The organism is Inquilinus sp. NPDC058860, assembly GCF_042743185.1.
In the GTDB taxonomy this organism is placed as follows: Bacteria; Pseudomonadota; Alphaproteobacteria; order DSM-16000; family Inquilinaceae; genus Inquilinus.
In genome coordinates, this window is record NZ_JBHYMS010000033.1 from 15,688 (window position 1) to 37,599 (window position 21,912).

Consider the following 21,912-nt stretch of genomic DNA (forward strand, 5'->3'; position numbering starts at 1 on the left):
CTTTGCGCCCCAGGGCCAGCTCGAAATCAAGGAGGGCGGGACAATCCGAGATTCGAAATGCAGTAAAAAAGAAACAAATATGAAACACAATCCCGACTTTGACTTTATTTGCTCTGCAAAATCAAGTCACCTTAACAAAAGTTTATCGAACCTCGGATATAGCTCGCCTGTCAGTGATTCCCTTGACTTGAGGCAGCCGTCTTTCGCCGCAGGCGTTCGCAGGGCCCAGGTCGACGGACAGCCAGCAGGAGACGATCATGTCCATCCCCACCTCCCGACGCCTCGTCCTCCAGGGCGGCGGCGCCGCCCTCGCCCTGGGCGCGATCGGCAGCCTGGGCGCGCTGTCGCAGCGCCAGGCGCAGGCCGCCGCTACCGGCGAGAACTGGACCGCCCCGGTCCGCAGCCCCTACGGCCCCCTCGCCCCGGCCGCCGACGAGAGCACCGGCCTGCCGCTGCTGCTGCTGCCGCCGGGCTTCCGCTACAGCTCCTTCTCCTGGACCGGCGACCGGCTGGCCGACGGCCAGCCGGTGCCGCGGGCGCATGACGGCATGGCAGTGATGCACGGCAAGGGCGGCCGCTGGTTCGATTTCGGCTTCGGCCACGGCCATGGGCATGGCCGCGAGGACGAGCTGATCCTGGTCCGCAACCACGAGATCAGCGCCGCCCCCACCTCGATGACCGCGCCGGGCACCTACGACACCGGCACGATCGACACCAGCGGCTCGCGCGCCGGCGGCGGCACCACCACGCTGCGCTTCCGCAACGGCCGCTGGGTGTCGGCGGAAGCCAGCCTGGCCGGCACCACGCAGAACTGCGCCGGCGGCCGCACGCCCTGGGGCACCTGGCTCAGCTGCGAGGAGGTCAAGACCAACGCCAAATCGACCGCCGGCCGCCGCCACGGCTATGTGTTCGAGGTGCATCCGGAGGCCGAGCGCACCACCGGCCGCCCGCTGACGGCGATGGGCCGCTTCAGCCATGAGGCGGTGGCGATCGATCCGCGCACCGGCATCATCTATCTGACCGAGGACGACCGCAACAAGTCGGGCCTCTACCGCTTCATCCCCAATGACCGGTCGGGCCGGTACGGCGCGCTGGAGCATGGCGGCCGGCTGCAGGCGGCGCGCGTCCGCCGCAAGCCCAACGCCGATCTGGTGGTCGCCCATGTCGGCGACGACTACCAGCTGGAGTGGATCGACATCGAGCAGCCGGACATGGACGCGGTCACCGCGCCGATCGGCTTTCCCGACATCGGCACCGGCGAGACGCTGAGCGGCCCGTTCGCCCAGAGCTGGGCCGAGGGCGGCCTGCGGATGAGCCGCGGCGAGGGCATCTTCTACGCCGACGGCCGCATGTTCATCGTCGACACCAGCACGGGCAAGGAGCCGAGCGGCCGGCTCGGGCGCGGCTACGGCGCGGTCTGGGTGCTGGACCTGTTCACCCAGCGGCTGCGGGCGCTGTTCGTCAGCGACAGCCAGATCGCGGCGCACAACCCGGACAACGTCACGGTCAGCCCGCGCGGCGGCGTGGTGCTGTGCGAGGACCCGGACGCGGCGCCGGCCGGCAGCCCGGACAATTATGGCCCGGGTACGCGGCTGGTCGCGCTGACTCGCCAGGGCGCGCCGTTCTACCTTCTGAAGAACAATGTCGAGCTGACCGCCGGCCAGATCGCCGATGCCGGCAAGACCATCGCCGAGGGCGACTACCGCAGCAGCGAGTTCGCCGGCGCATGCTGGAGCCCGGAGGGCCGGACCCTGTTCGTCAACATCCAGACGCCGGGCATCACCTTCGCCATCACCGGCCCGTGGGAGCGCGGCCCGCTCTGATCCGTCACGTCGGGCGACGTAGGTTGGGTTCGCGTCGGCGAACCCAACATTTCAACGCCGGCGCACCAGTTGGGTTCGCTCACGCGAACCCAACCTACGTCAGCTGTTTCAACATGTAGCTGGTGTCCTCCAGCACGCCGGCGGGCGAGCAGGCGTGGCCGGGGACGATGCCGAAGAGGCGGAAGCCGAGGCTCTCATACAGCGCCTCGGCGCTGTCGCCGCGCCGGGTATCGAGCAGCAGCAGGGTGCGCCCATGCCGGCGCGCCAGGTCCTCGGCCGCCAGCATCAGCCTGCGGGCGATGCCGCGGCGTCGGGCAGATGGATGCACCAGCAGCTTCGCGATCTCGGCCCTGTGGCAGCCGTTGGCCGGCATGCCGAGCACCAGCTGCACCGTGCCGACCGTGCGCCCGTCCAGCCGCGCCACGATCAGCCGCCGGGCGCCGCTGCGGAAGGCCGGCTCCAGCCCCAGCCAGAACTCCCGCGCCGCTTCGACCGCGAAGGGCAGCACGAAGCCGACGCTGGCGCCGTCCAGCACGCAGTCCTGCAGCACCCGGGCGAGGTCGTCGAGATGCGCGGCGAGGCCGTCGGGCGCGACCTCCGCCAGGGTGACCGGGGACAGGGCGGTGTCGGGCATGGCGGCGCTCACGGCTTGCACAGGGCGATGACGTAACGGGCCGGCTGCGGGCCGGGGCAGTGGAAGCGGGTCGGGCCGAACAGGCGATAGCGCAGGCAGTCGCCCGGGCCGAGCCGGTGGACCACGCCGTCGACCAGCAGCTCCAGCTCCCCCTCCAGCATCCAGACATGCTGCTCGATGCCGTGGATCGGCGGCGTGTCGTAGCTGACCATCGCGCCGGCCGGCAGCATGCCCTCGACCAGCTCGCCGCGGAAGCCGGCGGCGGGCGGCGAGACGCTGCGGCGGCGGAAGCCGGTCTCGGGATCGGTCCAGCCCGGCTGCTCGGCCCGGCGCAGCAGCTGCGGCGGATCGGTCTCGACCTCGGCGATCAGGCCGGACATGGTGCGGCCATAGACGGTGCAGAGCCGGCCGAGCAGCGAGGCGGTCGGGCTGGTCTCCCCGCGCTCCAGCCGCGACAGCGTCGCCCGGCTGATGCCGCTGCGCTCGGCCAGCACGTCCAGCGACCAGCCCTGCTCCGCCCGCAACGCCGCGAGGCGCGCGGCCAGGCGGGCGTCCACCGGCTCCAGCTCGTTGGCGAGATCGTTTCTCATGATCGGGAAGTTATCCCGATGATGAGAATTGAGCAAGCGATTACGGCGTCGGCGGCGGCGCGAAACGCGGGTCGCGCGGCGCATCGGCCGGGAACGGCCGGGGCGAGACGGCGACGACCTCGTTGGCCGGGTCGTCGAGCGTGAACAGCGCGACGCCGATGACGCCGATGTTGCGCGGGTCGCCCTGTGGCGTGTTGGCGGCGTAGGCCTGGTCCGGCGCGGAGAAGCGGAACGCCGCCACCTCGTCCTCGCTCTTGCGGAAGCCCTCGATCACCAGCCGCTCGCCCGGGCTGACCACATAGCCGCGATTGGCGATGGTGCCGGGCCGGCCGTTGAGCACGTCGAGCCCGTCCACCGTCGCCACGATCTCCACCGTCCGCCGGCCCTGGTTGGTGAAGGCCAGCCGGTAGAGATCGCCGGACCGGCCCTGGAGGCGCAGGTCTCCGCCGCTCGTGGGCGTGAGTTGCATCGGCCTGCCCCCGGCGCCGAGCACCGAGAACTCGACGATACCGTCCGCGACCGCAAGCCGGCGGACGGTGCTGACTGGCCCCATCGCCGCGCTGCGCCGGCCGTCATATCGGATCGTCACCCGGACCTCCGGCCGGTCCGGCCGGAGGCGTGCGAGGCTGACGAAGCGGATCGGCGACCGGATCTCCTCGCCCCAGCGCGTGCCCAGCCACTCCTGCTCCACGACCTCGGGCCGGACGGGTTCGCCCGGCCGGTGCGGAGGGACCGTCGCGGAGGGTTGCGGCACGAGCCCGTCGGCGGCATCCGGCGAGAGGGCATAGGCAGGCGTCAACTCCTGATGCCGCGTCACCTCCTGCACCGCCGGCGGCGACGAGACACAGGCAGCCAGGGCCAGCAGCAGCCCGGCCGCCAGGAACTTCGACAAAACGCGCATGATCTCTCCCCCGAGACATCCAGCGCCGCATCATCGGTCCCGATCTGCGGCGAAGCCGTGGCCGGGCGGCGGTGAATCGAAGGCCGGGCAATCCCCGGTGCAGCGGCACGCCCGGCTCCGGCGACATCAACGGCGACGCGTCTCCGATTTCCATGTCAGCCTCACCGGCAGCGTGACCTCTCCAAGCCGAATTCCAGCGCCAGGCCGCCTATGCCCTGCGCCACGGCATCACCCTGATCAGGCCACCCGCCCCGGCACGGCGCCGGGGGGTGCCCGGGCGCGCGGCCGCGGAGTCAGGGAGATGCCTGCGAGCGGTAGAAGGCGGCCGCCTCGGCCGTGAAGGTGCTGCGGGAAGAGGCGTCGAAATAGAACATGTGCCCGCCCTTGTAGAGCCGGAGCCGCACCCGCCCCTCGCGCCCCAGCGGCGGCAGGTGGTCGATCAGGTAGCGGCTGACCGAATAGGGCGTGACGATGTCGCTGCGCCCATGGGCCATCAGCACGTCGAGATCGGGGTTGAGCGCCAGCAGCTCCCGCAGGTCCCGCTCGATGCTGGCCTGGCCGATGCCGCGCGCCTCCCACTTCCATTGCCGCGCGACCTCGCGGTTGAGCAGGTTGAAGGTCAGCACGGTCCGAAAGCCGAGGGCGTCGCGCGCATGGCCGACGAACAGCCCGCCGAGGGCCTGGGTATAGCCGTCGAGCACCGGGTCGAGGCCGTCATCCGCCGGAGAGTCCGGGAAACGGGTCGGACGAGAGGAAGGCGGCGTCGTAGGCGCTGGCGATCTCGGTTCCGTCCTCGCCGGCCCGGTCGAGATAGGCGTCGCCGATGAAGCCGCGCGAACGGGCGACGGTCTCGGGCGACACTCCGGTGAGACCGGCCACGCGGGTATGGAAGGCGTCGGCCGCATCGCCCTCGGGCGGCCGCCCGGCCAGGGTCGTCAGGTAGTCGGTCAGGGCGAAGCGCTCGGCCGCGGCCAGCGCGTCCGGCGTGAAGGCGTCGCGGCGGTCGAGCTCGGCGGCGGCGAGCGAGGGCAGCCGCAGCGCGGCCACCAGCGCGAAGCGGTCGGCGCCGAATGTCAGGCGGCCTTCCGTGAAGGGCGAGACCATGACGATGCCGTTGACCAGGATTCCCTGCTCCCGCTGCAGGGCCCGCGCCACCTTCACGCTGCGGTAGCCGCCATAGCTTTCCCCCAGGATGAACTTCGGCGAGGCGCCGCGGCCGTTCTGCGCCAGATACAGCGCGATCACCTTCGCCAGCGATTGGGCGTCGGCGCGCTCGCTCCAGAAATCCGCCGCCTTGTCGGGCTTGGCGGCCCGGCTCCAGCCGGCGCCGACCGGGTCGATGAAGACCAGGTCGGTGAAGGCCAGCCAGGTGTCGGGGTTGTCCTGCAGCCGCGCCCGGGCCGGGTCCCGCGCGAAATCGGGCCCGACCGCCCGCGGCCCGGCCAGGCCGAGCTGCAGATAGGCCGAGGCGGCGCCGGGCCCGCCGTTGAACACGAAGGTGACCGGGCGGGTCGCGGCGGGCGCGTCGTCCAGGACATAGGCGGTGGTGAAGATCGCGGCCGAGCGATCGCCGCCCTGGTCGTACAGGGGCATGGTCCCGGCGGTGGCGGTGTAGGCCAGCGTCCGGCCGTCGATCGCCAGCGTGTGGCGGGTGACCGCATCCGCCGACAGCAGCGCCAGCACGCCGCCGGCCTGGGCGGCGCGGCCCGCATCACCGCCGTCCGGCTGCTGCGCCGGGGCGGCGACGGCCATCACCAGAACCAGCAGCCCGGCGAGGCACGATCGAAGCGGAATCCGGCGCAGCATGGTCACCCGCCGGGCTGAACTTTCGTCCTGCTTTACCACCCCCAATATCCCGCTGAAATTCCACATGATCGATGTTATAAAGGATCAAGCGGAACAAAGATAATCGGACGCTTCTAGTTCTCTGCCATTGCGATTGTGCAGATCCGATGTCCGCGCGTTTCCTGCTTGCCGCCGCCCTGTCGCTCCTGATCGCGGGATGCGATCGGGCGCCGTCCCCCAGTTCAGCGATGCCCGGAACGGCGACCGCCGGCCCGTCCGCCGATATCGGCGGCGAGGTCACCCGTCTGCAGGCCGCACTGGCGCGGGACGTGCCCGGCCGGATCACCGACGCGCCCGACGGCGAGCGGCGATGGGCGGCCCTGGCGCAGGCGGAGATCACAGCCGGCGGCCGCGCCATCCGCCGGCCGCAGCTGATGGTGGTGGTGGACCGGAACCCCGCCGTGCAGGAGATGCGCATCCTGCTGGCCCAACCCTCCGGCGGCTGGCAGAGCCTCGGCGGCACCAAGGTCTCGACCGGGCAGGAAGGCCGGAACGGCTATTTCATCACGCCGACCGGCGTGTTCCTGCACACCGACGAGATCCTCGACTGGCGCGCCGAGGGCACCTTCAACGCGAACGGCATCCGCGGCCTCGGCCTCGCGGGCATGCGGGTGTGGGATTTCGGCTGGCAGACCGCCGAGCGGGGCTGGGAGGCGGAGGGTCGCGAGTCGACCATTCGCCTACTGCTGCATGCCACCGATCCTGAGTATCTCGAGCAGCGCCTCGGCCGGCCGGCCTCGAAGGGATGCATCCGCGTGCCGGGCCCGATGAACGTCTTCATCGACCGCAACGGCATCCTCGACGTCGACTACGAGGCGGCGGCGAAGGCCGATCCCCGCTACGACGCGGTGCTGCGCCCCGACCGCACCCCGTCGCCGCTGGCCGGGAACATGCTGGTGATCGTGGATTCCGCCGAAAGCCCTGCGGCCACGGCGCAGGCCCGATAGGCGGCCTACTCGGTCTGCACCCCGCGCTCGCGCAGCATCGTCACCAGGGCGTCGCGCTGCGCCAGGTACTCGTCGCGCAGCAGACCCAGCACATGGGCGTCGAGGAACCGGCCTCCCTTGTGCACATGCTGGCGCAGCAGCCCCTCCTCCTGGAAGCCGAAGCGCTTGTGCATCCGCACCACGCCCGGATTGCTGGTCAGCACCTCGCAGCACAGCTTGTTCAGCTTCAGCTCGAGGAAGACATGATCCAGCACCTTGAGCTCGACCCAGCTGCCAATCCCCTTGCCGCGCAGCTCGCCGGCGCCGAGATAGAAGGCCCAGGAGCACTTGCTGTTCTGCTGGTCGATGTCGACCAGGTTGGCGAGGCCGATCGGCTCGCCGCCGTCCTGTATGATCCAGTAGACCCGGCGCGGGTCGGCCAGGGCGCGGCTGAACCAGGCATCGTGCTCCGGCCGCGTGATGACATGGTCGGTGTATTGGTGGACCGCGACATGCGGCAGGTTCCGCCAGGTGAACAGCCGGTCGGAATCCCCCGGCTCCACCCGCCTCAGGCTCAGCATTCCCGCGACCCCCCGATCATCGTCATCCGTGCTGTGATAGGACGGGCCGCCCGCCGCTGCCAAGGGCCGCGGCGGGCGATCGGGCGGATCCTGTCGGCCTATGCCGCCAGGGCGCGCCGGCGCTCCTCCACCACCTGCTCGGCGATCCGGCCCATCAGCTCCTGCAGATGGTCGAAGCGGGCGGTGAAGCTGCCGACGCCGAGCGTGACCGAGCGCAGCTCGACCGCGAGGCCATGCATCTCCGCCTCCGGCAGCTGGCAATCGATCAGATCCCAGCCGGTCCAGCCCTCGCGCGCGGTCATACCCAGGATCTGGCCGCGCCGGCTGGAGACGATGGCGTGCACCTTGGCGGTGTATTCCGCCGGCACCGCGATCGTGACCGCCTGGATCGGCTCCAGCAGCACCGGGTCGCAATTCGCCAGCCCCTCGGCCATCGCCATCTGCGCCACCGTGCGGAAGGCTTGGTCCGAGCTGTCGACCGAATGGTGCTGGCCGTCGGTCAGCGCCACCGCGATGTCGACCACCGGAAAGCCCAGCGGGCCGCGGCTCATCGCCTCGCGCGACCCCGCCTCCACCGCCGGGATGTAGTTCTTCGGCACGGCGCCGCCGACCACCTTGTTCTCGAACGCGAAGCCGCTGCCGCGCGGCATCGGCCGGATCTCGACCTGGATGTCGGCGAACTGGCCGTGGCCGCCGGTCTGGCGCTTGAAGCGGGAATGCTGCCTGGTCGGCCGCCGGATCGTCTCGCGATAGGCGGTGCGGGTCGGCACCGTGGTCACGGCGACGTTGAACCGGCTTTTCAGCCGCTCGACCGCGATCTGCAGCTGGATGTCGCCCTGCCCGGCCAGGGTCAGCTCGCCGGTCGCCTCGACATGATGGACCGACAGGGCCGTGTCCTCCTCGCACAGCTTGGCCAGCGAGGTGGTCAGCTTGACGTCGTCCTTGCGGTCGGACAGCGACAGGGCCACGGCGTGCACCGGCTCCGCCGGCTTCGGCCAGTTCCAGGTCGCCTCGGCCATGCCGTCGGCGCGCAGCGTCTGGCCGGTGGCGAGGTCGTCCAGCCGGGCGATGCCGACGATCTCGCCGGGGCCGGCCTCGGCCAGCTTCTGGTTCTCGCCGCCCTTCAGCCGGTACAGGCCGGAGATGCGGCGGCTGCCGAGATTGCTGTTGTCGGCCAGCCGGCCGCTCCACAGCCGCGCCAGGCTCAGCTTGCCGGTGTGCGGCTGGTGCTGGGTCTTGAACACGGTGGCGGCGAAGCCGCCCTGGGCGTCGTAGCCCAACCGCATCGCCGCCGCCTCATGCGACGGCGCCTCGTGGCGCAACGCCTTCCACAGCCGGATGACGCCGTTGCCGTGCTCGGCCGAGCCGAAGAACACCGGCACGATCAGGTCCTGCTGCAGGTCGCGGGTCAGCTGGGTGTAGATCTCCTTGGGCGCCGGGATCTTGTCCTCCAGCAGCTGCTCCAGCAGCGCGTCGTCGAAATCGGCCAGGGATTCGAGCAGGGTCTGGCGCGCCTCGTCCTGGCGCGGCTTGATGTCGCCGGGCGCCTCGATCAGGTCGGAGGACTGGTTCTCGCGCCATTTGTAGGCGCGGCCGCTGACCAGGTCGACATAGCCGGAAACGCTGTCGCCGTCGCGGATCGGAACTTCACGGAGCAGCAATGGTCGGGTCGAGACCTGCTGCAGGGCGGCCAGCAGGTCGCGCATGCGGATGCCGGACCGGTCCATCTTGTTGATGAACAGGATGTGCGGGATCTCGTGCTCGTCGAGAAAGCGCAGCAGCGGCGCCAGGATCACGGCGCGGTCCGGATCGGCCTCGGCCACCACCACGGCGATGTCGGTGACCATCAGCGCGGCCAGCGCGTCCTGCGCCAGCTCGACCGAGCCGGAGCAGTCGATCAGGGTCCAGTCCTCGTCGAGATAGCGGCAGGAGGCCAGATTCGGCTCGATCGTCATCTGCCGGGCGCGGGATTCGGGCGAGGCGTCGCCCACGGTGTTGCCCTGGGCCACGCTGCCCTTGCGCGGGATCGCGCCGGCGCTGTGCAGCAGCGCCTCCATCAGTGTGGTCTTGCCGCTCGAATACGGCCCGACCAGGGCCGCACTGCGATATCTGGGGGCAGGGCGTTCCTGCGGCATGCGCATCCTCCCTTCTGCACGGGCCCGCCGTGCCGACCGGGCGATGGCCCGATCACGCGGGCGCCTTTGGAGGGCCAGGATGTCACTTTCGCGACGATCGGCACAGCCCCGATCTGACGAACGGTTGGAGGATCGGCCGGCGTGGAATAGCCTCGTTCCACACCACGGATGCGGAGCCCGCATGAAGCACGCCGGCCCTGCGGCTCTCGAGGCCCTCGGCGACCTCGTCACCGCCCTTCGCGCCCTGCCCGGCCTCAAGGAGCCCCGGCCCGGCGTCTTTTACCGCAAGGGCAAGGCCTGGCTGCATTTCCACGAGGATGCGGCCGGCCTGTTCGCCGACCTCCGCGCCGGCCCGGACTGGGAGCGCAGCCGCGTGTCGGAGCCGGACGAGCGCACGCGGTTTCTGGCCCGCGTCAGGGACAGCCTGTGATTCTCGTCCGCGGATCCCGCTACGAGATCGACCCGGGCGTGAAGGTCGGGACGACGGTGGCCGGGCGGCCCGGCAGGTCCAGCGCCGTCGCCCGCTCCGGCGTCCGGGCCACCACGCGGCCGGCGCGCAGCACCAGCAGGCGGGTCGCCTTCAGACGCACCGCCTCGAACGGGTCGGCCGCCTGCAGCACCACCATATCGGCCCGGCAGCCGGGCGCCAGGCCGTAGCCGTCCAGCCCGAGGATCTTCGCCGCTTCGGTCGTCACCGCGGCGAAGCAGCGGCCGATGGCATCGAGCGCGGTCATCTGCCCGACATGGACCGCCATATGCGCCACCTCCAGCATGTCGGCCGAGCCCATCGCGTACCAGGGGTCCATGACGCAGTCCTGGCCGAGGGCGACGGTGATGCCGGCTGCCATCAGCTCCGGCACCCGGGTCATGCCGCGGCGCTTCGGATAGCTGTCGTGCCGACCCTGCAGGGTGATGTTGATCAGCGGGTTGGCGATCGCCGCCACCCCGGCCTCGCGCATCAGCGGGATCAGCTTCGAGACATAGTAATTGTCCATCGAATGCATCGAGGTCAGGTGCGACCCCGTCACCCGTCCGCCGAGGCCGAGGCGGTGGGTCTCCGCCGCCAGCGTCTCGATGTGGCGGGACAGCGGGTCGTCGCTCTCGTCGCAATGCAGGTCGACCGGCAGCCCCCGCTCCGCCGCGATCTCGCACAGCCGGCGCACCGAGGCCGCGCCGTCGGCCATGGTCCGCTCGAAATGCGGGATGCCGCCGACCACGTCGGCGCCGAGGTCGAGCGCGCGCAGCAGGTTTCGCTCGGCGGTGGCGGAGCGGAACAGCCCGTCCTGCGGGAAGGCGACGAGCTGCAGGTCGAGATAGGGGGCGACCCGGCGCTTGACCTCGAGCAGCGCCTCGACCGCGAGCAGCCGGTCGTCGCAGACATCGACATGGCTGCGGATCGCCAGGAGGCCCTGCGCCACCGCCAGGTCGCAATAGGTCAGCGCCCGGGCGATCACCGCCTCCTGCGTCAGCCGCGGCTTCAGCTCACCCCACAGGGCGATGCCTTCCAGCAGCGTGCCGGATCGGTTCAGCCGCGGCAGGCCGAGCGACAGCGTGGCATCGAGATGGAAATGGGAGTCGACGAAGGGCGGCGCCGCCAGCCGGCCGGTGACGTCGATCTCCTGCCCCGCCTCCGCCGCCAGCCGCGGCTCGACCGCAACGATGCGGCCACCTTCGATGCCGATATCGATGCCGGTGCGGCCGTCGGGCAGGTTGGCGTGGCGCAGGATCAGATCCATGGCGGGGCTGGCTTTCGGGAATTTCACTGAGCGAACGGCGCCGCCGACGATAGCATGCGGCCGATGAAGCGAAAGACGGGAGAGCGCCCATGATCAGCATGGCATGGGGCGAGATCCGCCGGGCCCGGCCCGACGAGGCGGAGGCGATCCGGACCCTGGTCCGCCGCGCCTATGCGAAATGGATCATCAGCGTCGGCATCGAGCCGAAGCCGATGCGGGCCGACTATGTCCGCGCCCTGGCCGAGCACGAGATCTGGGCGATCGACGGCATGCGGGGCTGCATCGCGCTGATCGAGCTGAAGGTCGAGCCCGACCATCTGCTGATCGTCAACGTCGCCGTCGATCCCGACCATCAGGGCCACGGCCTTGGCCGCCGCCTGCTGGATTTCGCGGAGCGCGAGGCGCGGCGCCTCGGCCTGGACGAGATCCGGCTCTACACCAACATCCGGATGTCGGAGAACCGCGCCCTCTACACCGCCCGCGGCTATCGCGAGACGCATCAGGAGCAGCGGGGCGAGTACCTCATCGTGCACATGGCGAAAGCCATCCCCGCCGCCTGATATCGCGGAGCGCCGCCGCTACAGCACGAAGTCGCCGGCCACGAGGGCGATGCTGCCGGTCAGGGTGACGTGGAAGTCGGTGACCTTGTCGCCATCGACGTCGCCGCCGATGGTGGTGACGCCGTCCCTCACGACGTAGCGCAGCTGCCCGGCGATGCCGGTATAGGCGCCGGTGCCGATGAAGCTGAAGGCCTGGTCGCCGGCGACACCGGTGTTGGCGTCGATCAGGTGCAGGTCGATCTTGTCCGCCTGGGCGTGGCTGAAATCGGTGATCCGGTCGGCATTGGCCCCGACCACGCTGTCGCCGAGGGCGGCGTAGGTGAACCGGTCGGCGCCGGCGCCGCCGGTGAGCGTGTCCTTGCCGGCCCCGCCGACGAGGACATCATTGCCGTTCCAGCCTTGCAGCGTGTTGGCCCCGGCGTTCCCGGTCAGGCTGTCGCCGCCCTGGCTGCCCGAGAGATTCTCGATGCCGATCAGGGTGTCGCCCTCGGCGATGCCGCCGCTGCCTTTGCCGGTGGCGAGGCTGACCGAGACCCCGACCGAACTCTCGTAGTAGCTGGCGGTATCGATGCCGGCGCCGCCGTCGAGCGTGTCGGCCCCTGCCCCGCCGCGGAGCATGTCGTTGCCGTTCCAGCCTTGCAGCAGATTGGCCCCGGCATTCCCGGTCAGGTCGTCATTGCCTTGGCTGCCGGAGAGATTCTCGATTCCGGTCAGCGTGTCGCCCTGGGCATTGCCGCCGCTGCCCTTGCCGGTGGCGAGGCTGACCACGACCCCGATCGAACCCTCATAGTAGCTGGCGGCGTCGACGCCGGCGCCGCCGTCGAGCACGTCGGCCCCCGCCCCGCCGCGGAGCGTGTCGTTGCCGGCACCGCCGTGGAGCGTGTCGTTGCCGGCCATGCCGTCGAGCGTATCGGCACCGCCATAGCCGGACAGCACGTTGGCGGCCGCGGAGCCCGTCAGGACATCGCCGAACCCGTCCGTGCCCTGGATGTTCTCGATATCGCGGCCGATCGTGTCGCCCTGGGCGTCGCCGCCCGACGCCGTCAGGGTCGTCAGGTTGACCCGCACCGCCGCGGAACCGTCGTAGTTGATCGTGTCGATGCCGGCACCGCCGGTCAGGACATCCGCGCCGGCACCGCCGGTGAGGAAGTCGTCCCCGTCGCCGCCGTTGAGCGCGTCGTTCCCGGCGAGGCCGGACAGCACGTCGGCACCGGCGAGGCCGGACAGCGCATTGGCGGCGGCAGAGCCGGTCAGGCTGTCGTCGAAGCCGGTGCCGCGGATGTTCTCGATATCGTTGCCGATGGTGTCGCCCTCGGCATCGCCGCCGAAGGCCGTGAGCGTGGTCAGGTCGATCGTGATCCCGGCCGCCCCGCCATAGACGATCGTGTCGCTGCCCGCGCCGCCGATCAGCGCATCCGCCCCGGCGCCGCCATCGAGAACATCGTTGCCGGCCCCGCCGTCGAGCGTGTCGTTGCCGGCCAGCCCGCTGAGCCTGTCATTGCCGCCACTGCCCGACAGCACATTGCCGAAGGCCGAGCCGGTCAGGACGTCGTTGAACCCGTCCGTGCCCTGGATGTTCTCGATGTCGCTGCCGATGGTGTCGCCCTGAGCGTCGCCGCCGACGCCGGCGCCGCCGATGGTCACCGTCACCCCGGCCGAGCCGTTGTAGACGATGGTGTCGACGCCGGCGCCGCCGTTCAGCACATCGGCCCCGGCGCCGCCCTCGAGGGTGTCGTTGCCGCTGCTGCCGTTGAGGCTGCTGATCCCGCCATGGAGCACGTCGTTCCCGGCGCCGCCGCGCAGCACGTCGTCCCCGGCGCCGCCATCGAGCGAATCGTCGCCGCCCAGGCCGTCGAGCACGTCGTTGCCGCCCTGGCCCAGCAGGACGTTGGCCGCGGCCGACCCGGTCAGGGTGTCGGCGAAGCCGTTCGAGCCCTCGATGTTCTCGATATCGGCGCCGATTGTGTCGCCCTGGGCGTCGCCGCCGGATGCGGTCAGCGCCGTCAGGTTGACCGCCACGGCGGCGGTGCTGGAGAAGTAGGTGATCCGGTCGATGCCGGCCCCGCCGCTCAAGGTATCGGCGCCGGCGCCGCCCTGGAGGATGTCGTCGCCGTCGCTGCCGCGCAGGATGTCGGTGCCGGCGCCGGCATTGAGCGTGTCGTTGCCGGCGCCGCCGTCGAGCAGGTCGTTGCCCGAGCCCGAAGCGTCCCCGGCGACCAGGGTGTCGTCGCCGCCGAGCCCGTAGAGGGTATTGTTGCCGGCCCCGCCGACCAGGCGGTTGGCTGCGGCCGAGCCGGTCAGGGCGTCGTCGAAGGCCGACCCCTCGATGTTCTCGATATCGGCGCCGACTGCGTCGCCCTGGGCATCGCCGCCGCTGCCGGTGCCGCCGATGGTGACGGTCACGCCCGCGGCGCTGGCGCCGTAGTCGGCGGTGTCGGTCCCGGCGCCGCCGTTCAGCGTGTCCGCCCCGAGACCGCCGCGAAGCGTGTCGTTGCCGTCGCCGCCGTTCAGCGTGTCCTGGCCGGCCAGCCCGGAGAGGATGTCGTTGCCGCCGAGGCCGTTGATCGTGTCGTTGCTCGCCGTGCCGTCGAGAATATCGGCGCCCGCATCGCCGTTGATGACCGCCATGGTGAAATCCCTGATCGGAAAACGAGAAATTTGCCGAGGGATCCTGCCGGAAAAAGACACTAATGACGGTTCGTTTTGCAGTTATTTTATTGCGCGCGATCCGCCGCCGGATCGCTGAGGCTAGCCGCCGATCGCGCCGCTGAGCAGCGCCATGGCAACGGCCTCGGCGCGGCTGCCCGCCCCCAGCTTGCGCATGGCCGAGGCGAGGTATTCGTTGACCGTGTAGACCGACAGGGACAGCCGGCGCGCCGCCTCCTTGCTGGAGGCGCCGCGGGCGACCCAGGTCAGGCAGTCGCATTCGCGCGGAGTCAGCGGCGACTGCCGCCGAGGCGCGGCGGTGGCGGGGGCTTGCAGCGCGGCCAGCCCGCGCTCGATCCGCAGCGCCCGGCCGAGATGCGGCCCGATCGCGCGCAGCATCCGGACCTGCGCCTCGTCCCAGTCGGGCCGGCGCCGCGGTCGCCACACCGACAGCATCGCCGAGAGGCCCCCCTGGCCGAAATCGACCCAATACAGGCCATGGTCCTTGCCCTGCGGCCGCATGAAGTCGTTGTAGAACTCGGTGCGCCGGTACTCCGCGTTCGGCATCAGCGCCGAATGGGCGAAGGCGGCGTTCGGCTGCAGTCGCGGCAGCAGCGGCAGGAGCGGCAGCAGCCTGGAATAATGCGCGTGATACCGCTCGACATAATCCGGATCGGTCTCCGTCGCCATGGTCGCCGGGCCCGGCGTGGCCGGGCCGATCCGGCGCAGCACCACGGACTCGCCGCCCAGCGCCTCGCCCAGCCGGCGCAGCACCGCGAGCCAGTCCTCGTTGCCGATGCCGGCGTCGTAGATCTGATCGATCAGCCCGAGAATCGGCGGTTCGTCCGCCTGGGCGACGGAAGACGGCTCATCGACCGCCGGCGGAAGCGCCGGCCCGCCGATGGAACGGCCTTGCATGGTATCCCCTCTCTCTCCTCGCACGCCGGGCGGGCCCCGGCGCTGCACATGCCGTGCATAAGAGAATACTGGATCGGACCCGGTCCTGTCGCGGTGACGGCGCGCACATCCCGGGATCGCGTCCCGTCCTAGCCTGGGACGGCGGTCCGGCCCGCCGGCGGAAGACGCATCAGGACAGCCCCTCAAAACACGGCCCTCGCCCGGGCATATGATTCGTGACATCGAAGCTCGATCGCCATGGCGGCGCTCGCAATGGGCCCGGCTGCCGCGATAAGCCGTTACGGCGAGAGACGAAATTCCGGAGCGGATGATGGACGTGACGATGCGCACCGCCGAAGAGGCCGACCTGCCGGCGATCCTGCGCCTGCTGGCGGACGATCCCCTGGGCAAGAACCGCGAGGCCGCGGTCGAGGCGCCCTACCGGGCCGCCTTCGCCGCGATCGCCGCCGACCCGAACCAGGAGATGGTGGTGGCGGAGCTGGGTGGCCGGGTGGTCGGCTGCTTCCAGCTCGGTTTCATCCCCGGCCTGTCGCGCCGCGGCGCCTGGCGGGCGCAGATCGAATCCGTGCGCATCGTTTCGGCGCTGCGCGGCCGCGGCGCGGGGCGGGCGATGATGGAGTGGGCGATCGCCCGGGCGCGGGCGCGCGGCTGTGCCCTGGTGCAACTGACCACCGACAAGCGCCGGCCCGACGCCCACCGCTTCTACGCCCGGCTCGGCTTCGTCGCCAGCCACGAGGGCATGAAGCTGGAGCTGTGACGGCGGCGGGCATCGGCTACGGTGTCTCCGGGAGGAAGCACCATGTCATCGCCCAAGCTCGTGCCCGAGCTCTATGTCTCGGACATCGGCCGCAGCCTGCGCTTCTACACCGGGCTGCTCGGTTTCGCCGTGCTGTACGACCGGCCTGAGGAGCGCTTCGCCTATCTCGACCGGGACGGCGCCGCGCTGATGCTGGACCAGCCCGCCGATCCCGGGCGCCTCTGGCTGGCCGGACCGCTGGAGCCGCCCTATGGCCGCGGCATCAATCTTCAGATCGAAGTTTTGGACGTCGCCTCCCTGAACGCCGCCGTTCTGGCAGACGGGGCCCCGATCGAACGGCCGCTGGAGGAGCGGTGGTACCGCCGCCGCGACGAGCTGCTCGGCCAGCGCCAGTTCGTGGTCCAGGATCCCGACGGCTATCTGCTGCGCTTCTGCCAGCCTCTCGGGTCGCGGCCGGCGCCGCGGGACGGCGGCTGATGCTGTTCAAGCGCCCGGTCCTGGACCGCATCGCCGCCGGAACGGTCACCCTCGCCTTCCGCCGCTGGCGCCGGCCGACGGTGCGGGACGGCGGGACCTTGACCACGCTGGCCGGCGTGTTGGCGATCGAGGCGGTCGACATCGTCGCCGCCGGCCGGATCACCGAGGCGGAGGCCCGCCTGGCCGGCTTCGCCGGGCGCGACGATCTGCTCGCCAGCCTGGGGCCCGCGAAGGGCGAGCTGTACCGTATCGCCTTCCGGCTGCAGGGCGAGGACCCGCGCGCGGCGCTGCGACGGCAGCACGACCTCACGGACGAGGACGTCGCGGCGCTGCGCGAGAGGCTGGACCGGCTCGACCGTTCGGCGCGGCGCGGCGCCTGGACCCGGGCGGTGCTGCGGCTGATCGGCGAGCGGCCCGGCATGAGGGCGCCGGAGCTCGCCGCCCGTTTCGGCCGCGAGACCGCGCCGTTCAAGGCCGATGTGCGGAAGCTGAAGGCGCTGGGTCTGACCGAGAGCCTGGAGGTCGGCTACCGCCTGTCGCCGCGCGGCCGCGCCCTGCTGGACCGGATCGGCAGGGATATCGAGCCGGCCCCTCGGCCTTGACGCCTGAGCCTTGACGCCCCGAAGCGCCGCCCGCATGGTCGCGGCAGCTTCGGACGGAATCGGCGGAACCGCCTTGGACGACGCCAGCCCAAGCACGAACGAAACGGCCGGGCTGACGCTGCGCCCGGCCACGGATGCCGATGCCGGCACCCTGGCGGCGATCCACCGCCGGGCCCGCGAGTCGGCAGCGATCCCGAACCTGCACAGCCGCACCTCGGTCCGCCGTTTCCTGCTGCGCACCATCCAGCAGTCGCAGGTCATGATCGCCTGCCGCGACGGCACGCCGGTGGGCTATGCCGCCCTCCACAACGGCTGGCTCGACCAGCTCTACATCCATCCCGACCACCACCGCCGCGGCATCGGCACGGCGCTGTTGGCCTGGGCCCGGCGCGACAGCCCCGGGCTGCGCCTCTACTGCTTCGCCCACAACGCCCGCGCTCTCGCCTTCTACCGCTCGCATGGCGGCGTGATTCTCAGCGAGGGCGACGGCTCCGACAACGAGGAAGGGCTGCCCGACCTGCTCCTGGGTTTCCCTGAAACCTAAGGATTCTCCCGCAACTCCGTGATTCCCATGCTGAATCCGCATGCGGAACGACCCGGACTCTGCGATTCCGCGCTTGCGCCAGCCATGAAACTGACACAATATCTGGGGCCTTGGCACGGGAAACCACCCACGGGTAGGGTCAGCCACAAGAATCGGATCTGTGGCGATTCTCTCGCGGGCGGAGCCGGGTCGGGTCCGGAAAGCCGCAGGCTTCTGCGGCTCACGGAAAATAATAACCGGTTCTTCACTGGGTATTCACCGGTCTATCCACTGGTTTATCCACAGAGAGAGCAAATTTCCCAATTTCAATACTTGTTTTTGACTTATGATGAAGGTTCCTTGACTGGTCTGTGGCGGCTTGCTGACGCGAGTCGCCGATCGAGTTCGGCGCGGGGATCGCGGTCCCCGATGGGCATCAGGCGGGGGTCGCGGGCACGCGACGGATGAAGGAGGATCGGGGACCATGCGGATCGAACGGCGCTTCACGGCCGATGGGCACGACGCCTATGAGGGGATCGAGTTCCGGTCGGCGACCAGCGAGATCCGCAACCCGGACGGCTCGGTGGTGTTCCGCCAGACCGACATCGAGGTGCCGGCCGAATGGAGCCAGGTCGCGGCCGACATCCTGGCGCAGAAGTACTTCCGCAAGGCCGGCATCCCGGCCCGGCTGAAGCGCGTCCGCGAGAAGGGCGTGCCCGAGTTCCTGTGGCGCAGCGTGCCCGACGAGAAGGCCTTGGCCGAGCTGCCCGAAGCCGAGCGGGTCGGTGCCGAGCGCAGCGCGACCCAGGTCTTCGACCGGCTGGCCGGCACCTGGGCCTATTGGGGCTGGAAGGGCGGGCTGTTCGATTCGGCCGCCGACGCCCGCGCCTATTTCGACGAGATGCGCTACATGCTGGCGCAGCAGATGGCCGCGCCGAACAGCCCGCAATGGTTCAACACCGGCCTGCACTGGGCCTACGGCATCGACGGCCCGGCCCAAGGCCACTGGTATGTCGACGAGAAGACCGGCGAGCCGCGCCTGTCCGACAGCGCCTATGAGCGGCCGCAGCCGCATGCCTGCTTCATTCAGTCCGTCGCCGACGACCTGGTGAACGAGGGCGGCATCATGGACCTTTGGGTCCGCGAGGCCCGGCTGTTCAAATACGGCTCCGGCACCGGCTCCAACTTCTCGAAGCTGCGCGGCGAGGGCGAGCGCCTGTCGGGCGGCGGCCGCTCCTCCGGCCTGATGAGCTTCCTCAAGATCGGCGACCGCGCCGCCGGTGCGATCAAGTCGGGCGGCACCACCCGCCGCGCCGCCAAGATGGTGACGGTCGACATCGACCACCCGGACATCGAGACCTATATCGATTGGAAGGTGGTCGAGGAGCAGAAGGTCGCGGCCCTGGTCGCCGGCTCGAAGCTCGCCCGCAAGCACCTGAACGAGGTGATGGAGGCGTGCCACGGCACCTCCGACGCCGAGACCGGCGACCGCTTCGACCCGAAGCAGAACAAGGCGCTGAAGCGCGCCATCATCGGCGCCCGCAAGGCGATGCTGCCGGAGAACTACGTCCAGCGCGTCATCCACTTCGCGCGCCAGGGCTACACCGGCATCGAGTTCCGGGTCTACGACACCGACTGGGATTCCGACGCCTACCTCACCGTCTCCGGCCAGAACTCGAACAACTCCGTCCGCCTGACCAACACCTTCCTCGAGGCCGTGCAGCAGGACGGCGAGTGGCAGCTGATCCGCCGCATCGACGGCAAGGTCGCGAAGACGCTCAAGGCCCGCGACCTGTGGGAGAAGATCGGCCACGCCGCCTGGGCCTCGGCCGACCCGGGGCTGCAGTTCGACACCACCATCAACGAGTGGCACACCTGCCCGGAATCGGGGCGGATCAACGCCTCGAACCCGTGCTCGGAATACATGTTCCTGGACGACACGGCCTGCAACCTGGCGTCCCTGAACCTGATGACCTTCCGCCGGGCGGACGGCTCCTTCGACGTGCCGGCCTTCGAGCATGGCTGCCGGCTGTGGACCATCACGCTGGAGATCGCGGTGATGATGGCGCAGTTCCCGAGCCGGGAGATCGCGCGCCTGTCCTACGAGTTCCGCACCCTCGGCCTGGGCTACGCCAATATCGGCGGCCTCTTGATGGCGTCCGGCATCCCCTATGACAGCGTCGACGGCCGCGAGATCTGCGGCGCCATCACCGCGCTGATGACCGGCGTCGCCTACGCCACCTCGGCCGAGATGGCCAAGGCCGTGGGCCCCTTCCCCGGCTACGCCAAGAACGCGGCCGCCATGCTGCGCGTGATCCGCAATCACCGCCGCGCCGCCTATGGCGAGGCCGACGGCTATGAGGGCCTGTCGATCAATCCGGTGCCGCTGGAGGCCGATGCCTGCCCGGACCAGGAACTGGTCGCCGCCGCCCGCCGCGCCTGGGACCGCGCGCTCGGCCTCGGCGAGGCGCATGGCTACCGCAACGCCCAGGCGACGGTGATCGCGCCGACCGGCACGATCGGCCTGGTGATGGATTGCGACACCACCGGCATCGAGCCCGACTTCGCCCTGGTGAAGTTCAAGAAGCTGGCCGGCGGCGGCTACTTCAAGATCATCAACCGGGTGGTGCCGGAGGCGCTGCGCGTCCTCGGTTACGGCGACGACCAGATCGAGGCGATCATCCGCTACGCCGTCGGCCACGGCACGCTGGAGCATTCCCCGGCGATCGGCTGGGCCGCGCTGAAGGCCAAGGGCTTCACCCAGGCCACGATCGACGCGGTCGAACTCGGGCTGAAATCGGCCTTCGACATCAAGTTCGTGTTCAACCGCTACACCCTCGGCGACGATTTCCTGACGGGGACGCTGAAGGTGCCGGCGGCGGCGCTCGACGACGTCACCTTCGACCTCCTCGCCTTCCTCGGCTTCTCCAGGGCCGAGATCGAGGCCGCGAACACCTGGTGCTGCGGCGCCATGACCCTCGAGGGCGCGCCGGAGCTGAAGGACGAGCACCTGCCGGTGTTCGACTGCGCCAACCCCTGCGGCCGCATCGGCAAGCGCTTCCTGTCGGTCGAGAGCCACATCCGGATGATGGCGGCGGCACAGCCCTTCATCTCAGGCGCGATCTCCAAGACCATCAACATGCCGAACGCGGCGACGGTGGAGGACTGCAAGGACGCCTATCTCCTGTCCTGGCAGCTCTGCCTCAAGGCCAACGCGCTCTACCGCGACGGCTCGAAGTTGAGCCAGCCGCTCAACGCCTCGCTGCTCGACGACGACGACATCGAGGAGGAGGAGAGCTTCGCCGAGCGCCTCATCGAGGCGCCGGCCGGCGCCCGCGCGCCGATGGTGGCGGAGCGGATCGTCGAGCGGGTGATCGAGCGGATCGTCGACAAGACCGGCATCCGCGGAAAGCTGCCGCACCGCCGCAAGGGCTACACCCAGAAGGCGATCGTCGGCGGCCACAAGGTCTATCTCCGCACCGGCGAGTACGATGACGGGCGGCTGGGCGAGATCTTCATCGACATGCACAAGGAAGGCGCCGCCTTCCGCAGCCTGATGAACAACTTCGCCATCGCCGTCTCGATCGGCCTGCAATACGGCGTGCCGCTGGAGGAGTTCGTCGAGGCCTTCACCTTCACCCGGTTCGAGCCCTCGGGCCCGGTCCAGGGCAACGACGCCATCAAGATGGCGACCTCGATCATCGACTACATCTTCCGCGAGCTGGCGGTGTCCTATCTCGACCGCAGCGACCTGGCCCATGCCACGCCGGACGACCTGACGCCCGACACGGTCGGCAAGGGCGTGACCTCGGACGACGGCAAGACCCCGGCGGTGGCCTCGGCACCGATCCGCAAGGTGGCGTCCACCGGCTTCGTCCGCGGCAACTTCCGGGTGTTCGAGGGCGGCAACCTCCGCACCGTCGCCCGGGTGGGCGAGGTGCAGGATCTGGTGAGCGAGGCGGCGACGGCGCTGCACACCGAGGGCGCCACCGCCCTGGCGCCGGCGCCGGAGCCGATCCAGCTGCGCAGCGCGGCCTTGAACGGCACGGCGGATGTCCGCCTGGCCAAGATCCGCGAGGCGCGGGCCAAGGGCTATGAGGGCGACCCCTGCCCCGAATGCCAGAACATGACCCTGGTGCGGAACGGCACCTGCCTGAAATGCGATACCTGCGGCGGGACCACCGGCTGCAGCTGAGGCCCGGAGGGCGATAGGAAGCGGGAAGAAAGAGGTGCCCGGGCGAGTGTCGAATCTCACAAA

Annotated in this window: 19 protein-coding genes; 9 read left to right on the forward strand and 10 right to left on the reverse strand. The window is 70.3% G+C overall.

Annotation, left to right across the window (positions count from 1 at the left end; all coding sequences use genetic code 11):
* Nucleotides 1-257 precede the first annotated feature (257 nt).
* On the forward strand, nucleotides 258-1,823 hold the full coding sequence (locus tag ACFW16_RS21495) for an alkaline phosphatase PhoX (RefSeq protein WP_380308774.1): 1,566 nt from the start codon (nucleotides 258-260) through the stop codon (nucleotides 1,821-1,823).
* Between the two features lie 94 nt (nucleotides 1,824-1,917).
* Here the strand turns inward: ACFW16_RS21495 and ACFW16_RS21500 are convergent, their stop codons facing one another.
* The 5 genes from ACFW16_RS21500 to ACFW16_RS21520 all read right to left on the reverse strand — a co-directional run bounded on the left by ACFW16_RS21500 (nucleotide 1,918) and on the right by ACFW16_RS21520 (nucleotide 5,754).
* Complete coding sequence (locus tag ACFW16_RS21500) at nucleotides 1,918-2,457, reverse strand: GNAT family N-acetyltransferase (protein ID WP_380308776.1); 540 nt, start codon at nucleotides 2,455-2,457, stop codon at nucleotides 1,918-1,920.
* An 8-nt stretch (nucleotides 2,458-2,465) separates the two neighbouring features.
* The gene (locus tag ACFW16_RS21505) at nucleotides 2,466-3,047 is read right to left on the reverse strand and encodes a helix-turn-helix domain-containing protein (RefSeq protein WP_380308778.1); all 582 of its coding nucleotides are present in this window, start codon (nucleotides 3,045-3,047) and stop codon (nucleotides 2,466-2,468) included.
* 40 nt (nucleotides 3,048-3,087) lie between these two features.
* Nucleotides 3,088-3,948: a hypothetical protein gene (locus tag ACFW16_RS21510; protein ID WP_380308780.1), complete on the reverse strand. Its 861-nt coding sequence runs from the start codon at nucleotides 3,946-3,948 to the stop codon at nucleotides 3,088-3,090.
* Between the two features lie 293 nt (nucleotides 3,949-4,241).
* Nucleotides 4,242-4,649 (reverse strand): hypothetical protein, encoded by a 408-nt coding sequence (locus ACFW16_RS21515; protein WP_380308782.1) that lies wholly within the window; start codon nucleotides 4,647-4,649, stop codon nucleotides 4,242-4,244.
* A gap of 13 nt (nucleotides 4,650-4,662) precedes the next feature.
* Nucleotides 4,663-5,754, reverse strand: a complete 1,092-nt coding sequence (locus tag ACFW16_RS21520) for a hypothetical protein (protein WP_380308784.1) — start codon at nucleotides 5,752-5,754, stop codon at nucleotides 4,663-4,665.
* 146 nt (nucleotides 5,755-5,900) lie between these two features.
* Between ACFW16_RS21520 and ACFW16_RS21525 the strand changes: the two genes are divergently transcribed.
* On the forward strand, nucleotides 5,901-6,740 hold the full coding sequence (locus ACFW16_RS21525; RefSeq protein ID WP_380308786.1) for a hypothetical protein: 840 nt from the start codon (nucleotides 5,901-5,903) through the stop codon (nucleotides 6,738-6,740).
* A gap of 5 nt (nucleotides 6,741-6,745) precedes the next feature.
* Here ACFW16_RS21525 and pseH read toward each other — a convergent pair whose 3' ends face one another.
* Both pseH and ACFW16_RS21535 read right to left on the reverse strand, forming a co-directional pair.
* On the reverse strand, nucleotides 6,746-7,300 hold the full coding sequence (gene pseH, locus ACFW16_RS21530) for a UDP-4-amino-4,6-dideoxy-N-acetyl-beta-L-altrosamine N-acetyltransferase (protein WP_380308788.1): 555 nt from the start codon (nucleotides 7,298-7,300) through the stop codon (nucleotides 6,746-6,748).
* Nucleotides 7,301-7,398: 98 nt separating this feature from the next.
* Nucleotides 7,399-9,435, reverse strand: a complete 2,037-nt coding sequence (locus tag ACFW16_RS21535) for an elongation factor G (RefSeq protein ID WP_380308790.1) — start codon at nucleotides 9,433-9,435, stop codon at nucleotides 7,399-7,401.
* A gap of 181 nt (nucleotides 9,436-9,616) precedes the next feature.
* Between ACFW16_RS21535 and ACFW16_RS21540 the strand changes: the two genes are divergently transcribed.
* Nucleotides 9,617-9,865, forward strand: coding sequence for a hypothetical protein (locus tag ACFW16_RS21540; RefSeq protein ID WP_380308792.1), 249 nt, complete (start codon nucleotides 9,617-9,619; stop codon nucleotides 9,863-9,865).
* Between the two features lie 19 nt (nucleotides 9,866-9,884).
* On the opposite strand, the gene ACFW16_RS21545 is transcribed toward ACFW16_RS21540, so the two are convergent.
* Complete coding sequence (locus tag ACFW16_RS21545) at nucleotides 9,885-11,171, reverse strand: amidohydrolase family protein (RefSeq protein WP_380308794.1); 1,287 nt, start codon at nucleotides 11,169-11,171, stop codon at nucleotides 9,885-9,887.
* An 89-nt stretch (nucleotides 11,172-11,260) separates the two neighbouring features.
* Here ACFW16_RS21545 and ACFW16_RS21550 point away from each other — a divergent pair, with 89 nt between their 5' ends.
* Complete coding sequence (locus tag ACFW16_RS21550; protein WP_380308796.1) at nucleotides 11,261-11,731, forward strand: GNAT family N-acetyltransferase; 471 nt, start codon at nucleotides 11,261-11,263, stop codon at nucleotides 11,729-11,731.
* Between the two features lie 18 nt (nucleotides 11,732-11,749).
* Here the strand turns inward: ACFW16_RS21550 and ACFW16_RS21555 are convergent, their stop codons facing one another.
* A complete protein-coding gene (locus ACFW16_RS21555) occupies nucleotides 11,750-14,359 on the reverse strand; it encodes a beta strand repeat-containing protein (RefSeq protein WP_380308798.1) in 2,610 nt (869 codons plus the stop codon).
* Between the two features lie 120 nt (nucleotides 14,360-14,479).
* The gene (locus ACFW16_RS21560; RefSeq protein ID WP_380308800.1) at nucleotides 14,480-15,295 is read right to left on the reverse strand and encodes a LuxR C-terminal-related transcriptional regulator; all 816 of its coding nucleotides are present in this window, start codon (nucleotides 15,293-15,295) and stop codon (nucleotides 14,480-14,482) included.
* A 322-nt stretch (nucleotides 15,296-15,617) separates the two neighbouring features.
* Between ACFW16_RS21560 and ACFW16_RS21565 the strand changes: the two genes are divergently transcribed.
* The 5 genes from ACFW16_RS21565 (at nucleotide 15,618) to ACFW16_RS21585 (ending at nucleotide 21,849) form a co-directional block, all read left to right on the forward strand.
* Nucleotides 15,618-16,052, forward strand: coding sequence for a GNAT family N-acetyltransferase (locus tag ACFW16_RS21565; protein WP_380308878.1), 435 nt, complete (start codon nucleotides 15,618-15,620; stop codon nucleotides 16,050-16,052).
* A gap of 42 nt (nucleotides 16,053-16,094) precedes the next feature.
* On the forward strand, nucleotides 16,095-16,529 hold the full coding sequence (locus tag ACFW16_RS21570) for a bleomycin resistance protein (RefSeq protein WP_380308802.1): 435 nt from the start codon (nucleotides 16,095-16,097) through the stop codon (nucleotides 16,527-16,529).
* A complete protein-coding gene (locus ACFW16_RS21575) occupies nucleotides 16,529-17,131 on the forward strand; it encodes a hypothetical protein (protein WP_380308804.1) in 603 nt (200 codons plus the stop codon). The genes ACFW16_RS21570 and ACFW16_RS21575 overlap by 1 nt, the downstream gene beginning before the upstream one ends.
* Nucleotides 17,132-17,204: 73 nt before the next feature.
* Nucleotides 17,205-17,675: a GNAT family N-acetyltransferase gene (locus tag ACFW16_RS21580; protein WP_380308806.1), complete on the forward strand. Its 471-nt coding sequence runs from the start codon at nucleotides 17,205-17,207 to the stop codon at nucleotides 17,673-17,675.
* Nucleotides 17,676-18,138: 463 nt separating this feature from the next.
* Complete coding sequence (locus ACFW16_RS21585; RefSeq protein ID WP_380308808.1) at nucleotides 18,139-21,849, forward strand: vitamin B12-dependent ribonucleotide reductase; 3,711 nt, start codon at nucleotides 18,139-18,141, stop codon at nucleotides 21,847-21,849.
* The last annotated feature ends 63 nt before the right edge of the window (nucleotides 21,850-21,912 follow it).

What these genes read in the sequence shown, in the direction of transcription:
- ACFW16_RS21495 (WP_380308774.1), top strand. Translation starts at nt 258, where the DNA reads ATGTCCATCCCCACCTCCCGACGCCTCGTCCTCCAGGGCGGCGGCGCC.
- ACFW16_RS21500 (WP_380308776.1), bottom strand. Translation starts at nt 2,457, where the DNA reads ATGCCCGACACCGCCCTGTCCCCGGTCACCCTGGCGGAGGTCGCGCCC.
- ACFW16_RS21505 (WP_380308778.1), bottom strand. Translation starts at nt 3,047, where the DNA reads ATGAGAAACGATCTCGCCAACGAGCTGGAGCCGGTGGACGCCCGCCTG.
- ACFW16_RS21510 (WP_380308780.1), bottom strand. Translation starts at nt 3,948, where the DNA reads ATGCGCGTTTTGTCGAAGTTCCTGGCGGCCGGGCTGCTGCTGGCCCTG.
- ACFW16_RS21520 (WP_380308784.1), bottom strand. Translation starts at nt 5,754, where the DNA reads ATGCTGCGCCGGATTCCGCTTCGATCGTGCCTCGCCGGGCTGCTGGTT.
- ACFW16_RS21525 (WP_380308786.1), top strand. Translation starts at nt 5,901, where the DNA reads ATGTCCGCGCGTTTCCTGCTTGCCGCCGCCCTGTCGCTCCTGATCGCG.
- pseH (WP_380308788.1), bottom strand. Translation starts at nt 7,300, where the DNA reads ATGCTGAGCCTGAGGCGGGTGGAGCCGGGGGATTCCGACCGGCTGTTC.
- ACFW16_RS21535 (WP_380308790.1), bottom strand. Translation starts at nt 9,435, where the DNA reads ATGCCGCAGGAACGCCCTGCCCCCAGATATCGCAGTGCGGCCCTGGTC.
- ACFW16_RS21540 (WP_380308792.1), top strand. Translation starts at nt 9,617, where the DNA reads ATGAAGCACGCCGGCCCTGCGGCTCTCGAGGCCCTCGGCGACCTCGTC.
- ACFW16_RS21545 (WP_380308794.1), bottom strand. Translation starts at nt 11,171, where the DNA reads ATGGATCTGATCCTGCGCCACGCCAACCTGCCCGACGGCCGCACCGGC.
- ACFW16_RS21550 (WP_380308796.1), top strand. Translation starts at nt 11,261, where the DNA reads ATGATCAGCATGGCATGGGGCGAGATCCGCCGGGCCCGGCCCGACGAG.
- ACFW16_RS21555 (WP_380308798.1), bottom strand. Translation starts at nt 14,359, where the DNA reads ATGGCGGTCATCAACGGCGATGCGGGCGCCGATATTCTCGACGGCACG.
- ACFW16_RS21560 (WP_380308800.1), bottom strand. Translation starts at nt 15,295, where the DNA reads ATGCAAGGCCGTTCCATCGGCGGGCCGGCGCTTCCGCCGGCGGTCGAT.
- ACFW16_RS21565 (WP_380308878.1), top strand. Translation starts at nt 15,618, where the DNA reads ATGCGCACCGCCGAAGAGGCCGACCTGCCGGCGATCCTGCGCCTGCTG.
- ACFW16_RS21570 (WP_380308802.1), top strand. Translation starts at nt 16,095, where the DNA reads ATGTCATCGCCCAAGCTCGTGCCCGAGCTCTATGTCTCGGACATCGGC.
- ACFW16_RS21575 (WP_380308804.1), top strand. Translation starts at nt 16,529, where the DNA reads ATGCTGTTCAAGCGCCCGGTCCTGGACCGCATCGCCGCCGGAACGGTC.
- ACFW16_RS21585 (WP_380308808.1), top strand. Translation starts at nt 18,139, where the DNA reads ATGCGGATCGAACGGCGCTTCACGGCCGATGGGCACGACGCCTATGAG.